The sequence below is a fragment of the Micromonospora sp. NPDC005163 genome (assembly GCF_053599835.1).
This window is the reverse complement of sequence record NZ_JBSFYP010000150.1, coordinates 1-2,876: the sequence shown is the minus strand read 5'-3', so window position 1 is coordinate 2,876 and position 2,876 is coordinate 1. Positions and strand designations below refer to the sequence as shown.

Genomic DNA, 2,876 nt, shown 5'->3' with positions numbered 1-2,876 from the left:
GTGTTCGGCCTTCTGGGAGTCGACGAAGTCGACCTTCATCGCGACGGACGGTCCAGCTCCGCCGCGAAGAAACTCGCCGCGGACTTCAGGATCTGATTGGCCCGCCGCAGCTCACGATTCTCCCGTTCCAACGCGGCGAGGCGTTCCGCGTCGCTGCTGGTCGTGCCCGGCTGGTCACCGGCGTCGGTCTCAGCCTTCTTCACCCACGTACGCAACGCCTCCGGATGAATCCCGAGCTGCCCGGCGATCCGCCGGATCGCTCCGACCGCCGACGCCGGATCTCGGCGGGCCTCGACCGCCAACCGGGTCGCACGCTCACGCAGCTCATCGTTGTACTTCTTCGGTGCCGGCATCGCTGTTGTTCCCCCCAGGTTTCGATGTCTCCATCAAACCCGGTGCGGGACAGCTTCCCCAAGGCCGCATCGTTCAGGTGACGGGCGAAGAGAAGCACATGACTCACTTGGCTCAGTTGCTGAGCCCGCAGGGCGAGTGCTGGATCTATGCAACATTGCACCAGCTTGAGCAGCAACGGACTCGATCGACGCGAACACTGGTAGAGGTTCGAGTCAACGGCGAACCCGCTGGCACCCTGAGCCCCGTGACATCAGCCGAGATGTTGCCGGTGCTCGCCCACCTCTCGGAACTTGGCATGTTGACGGCCGCCCGCGCAGTCCTCAAGGGCAACCGCGTCAAGGCCGACGTCACGCTGAACGTGTGCAAGGCCAGCTCGCTGACTGATGCGTGGTTGGATGCGCCGCCGGCGACTGAAGGAGCGCGGCTGGCACAACAAGCGGCCGCGGAGAGCCACGGGCAGGATGTTGCCCGAGTGCAGCAATGGCGGTTCGTGGTTCCACCGGAATGGCCGCCCCCGCCCGCAGGCTGGGTCCCGCCCCAGGGCTGGCGGCCCGATCCGTCGTGGCCTCCTGCGCCTGATGACTGGCAGTTCTGGGTACAAGCCTGAGAGGCCCGTCCGCCTACCCTCAGTTCACCAACTACAGGTAAGAAGGACCCGGCCGGCCTGGCGATCGGGCCGCTCACGCCTTGTTACCTGGGCAGACGTCGTCACCAATGGTCGTCGTTGGTCGCTGACGATCGGCCTCCGACGGCCTGGTGACGGCCTGGACCTGGTCCTCGTCGACCCCTTGACCCCAGACCTCGGCAATCCGGTCCAATGAGGTCGGATGCGAGGTCAGGACGCACGGCCTGGTCCCGTTCGACTCCTTGCGGTCGGCTGGGTTGCTGTACATGCCTGCTGTACAGACCTACGCGCCTCGGCCACTACGATCCATCGATTGATCTTAGACTCGTCATATGAAGCGCCCACTCTTCCGACGGCCGCGGCCCGCCCTAGGGTTCCTGTTCTTTCTCGCGGCTGGCCTCGGAATCTGGTTCGACTGGGCTGCTTTGGTCGTGTCGTTACTCATGATCACAGCAGGGCTCACGCTTCATGGCCGAAGCTGGTGGACAGCTTGGCGCGAGCGAGGAACCAAGCCGGCCGAGCCGGCGGAGCGTGTCTTGAAGTGGTATCCGAGCTGGTGGTGACCGCTCTCGATCCTCTGACGAGGCTGCCGCCCGGAGGGCTGCCTGACTCCGGCTCGACCCCTCGCTTGTAAGTTCTGGGCGCTTCGTCCAGCGGCGTCCGTCCGTGTCCGTGACCTCGGGCTACGATCCGTGCCCGGTCGCTGCCGGCTGTCCTCATCTCGGGCGGTTGCTGTCGCCGTTGCTGTCGAGAGCGGTTATGGGAAGGCGCGACTCGCCCTTCGGAATCTAGAGTGGCGTCCATGTCGGGCCGGCGGGAACGCATACGCCGAGAGCTTGGTGGCTTCCTCAGGGAGTATGGCCGCAGCTCTCGATCTCGCAACGGGATGGATCCGAACGATCGCCAGTACAGCCGCAAACTGGAGACCCAAATCAAGCGGATGCACCCTGAGGACCTCGACCGCCTGATGCGGGACGACGAAGACGACGACCAGTAGCCACGGACCGTCAGCTTGGAAGGTCGAAGATCACGGCCGACAAGGGCCTGGTGGGCCAGGTCAGGGCAAATGATGCGTGACCGCTCGTGCCCCCCGGTGACCGCTCGGGGACCCGGGGGGCACCTGCGGGTCTAGCAGCGGAAGCTACTTGACGGACTGAGGTGATGGGCTGACGAGGCCGATCAGGTGCCCTTCCGGATCGCTGAACTTCGCCATGAGCTGGCCACCGATGACCTCGTCAGGCCCCTGCATTCGCGTTCCCCCCAAGCTCTCAGCCTTCTTGAGCGCGGCTTCAACATCATCTACCTCGACATAGAAGGTGACGTGTCCTCCATACCCCTCGGCCCGCGACTTCCCCCGCCAAGTCGACGACGGAGTCTCCGGCACGCTGCTGACAGCACCGCCGATCCCAACGCCTGCGACGTTGATGTTGTCCTCCCGCCGCACCAGTCCGTACTGGGCGGGGTTGTTGGCGTCGATCTTCCAATCGAACAGCTCGGCGTAGAAGCCTTGGAGCGCTTCGCCATCCCGGCCTTCGATCTCGAAGTGGACTACAGCCTTTCCCATGCTGCCTCCCTGTTCCTGGGCTGGCCGTTCGACCAGCCTCAAGTTAGACCGACAGGGAACCTGAGACTCATCGGCTGCTGGTACAGCAACCGGTTTGACGTAGCGATGTTGGAGGCGATCGCCTCGTCGGGCAGTTGTAGACCGTACTTGAACCGACGACCCCTTGACCCCCAGGCAACGATTCCGCTTCGTTGAGCTGGCGTTGCTGATCCTCTGACCTGCGCGAGCGGTGTGCCGATGGGCTTGACCCGTTTCGACGGACAGGGTCGTTGTGTTGATCTTAGTTAGGCGGCTTGGTCGATCGGTAGCGGTTGTGAGCTGGTGGCCTCGAAA

3 protein-coding genes are annotated in these 2,876 nt (G+C 64.2%); 1 reads left to right on the top strand and 2 read right to left on the bottom strand.

Features of this window, described 5'->3' with window-relative positions; all coding sequences use genetic code 11:
- Positions 1-35: 35 nt before the first annotated feature.
- Positions 36-353, bottom strand: coding sequence for a transposase (locus ACWD6N_RS37595; protein WP_450005977.1), 318 nt, complete (start codon positions 351-353; stop codon positions 36-38).
- Here ACWD6N_RS37595 and ACWD6N_RS37590 point away from each other — a divergent pair.
- Positions 344-961 carry a hypothetical protein gene (locus ACWD6N_RS37590; protein WP_450006734.1) on the top strand — a complete coding sequence of 206 codons (618 nt, stop codon included), beginning with the start codon at positions 344-346 and terminating at the stop codon, positions 959-961. The genes ACWD6N_RS37595 and ACWD6N_RS37590 overlap by 10 nt on opposite strands.
- A 1,159-nt stretch (positions 962-2,120) precedes the next feature.
- On the opposite strand, the gene ACWD6N_RS37585 is transcribed toward ACWD6N_RS37590, so the two are convergent.
- Positions 2,121-2,543 (bottom strand): VOC family protein, encoded by a 423-nt coding sequence (locus ACWD6N_RS37585; RefSeq protein WP_450006732.1) that lies wholly within the window; start codon positions 2,541-2,543, stop codon positions 2,121-2,123.
- Positions 2,544-2,876: the final 333 nt, after the last annotated feature.

Bases quoted from the DNA above. Each gene is read 5' to 3' on its own strand.
- ACWD6N_RS37595 (WP_450005977.1), bottom strand. From the start codon at position 353: ATGCCGGCACCGAAGAAGTACAACGATGAGCTGCGTGAGCGTGCGACC.
- ACWD6N_RS37585 (WP_450006732.1), bottom strand. From the start codon at position 2,543: ATGGGAAAGGCTGTAGTCCACTTCGAGATCGAAGGCCGGGATGGCGAA.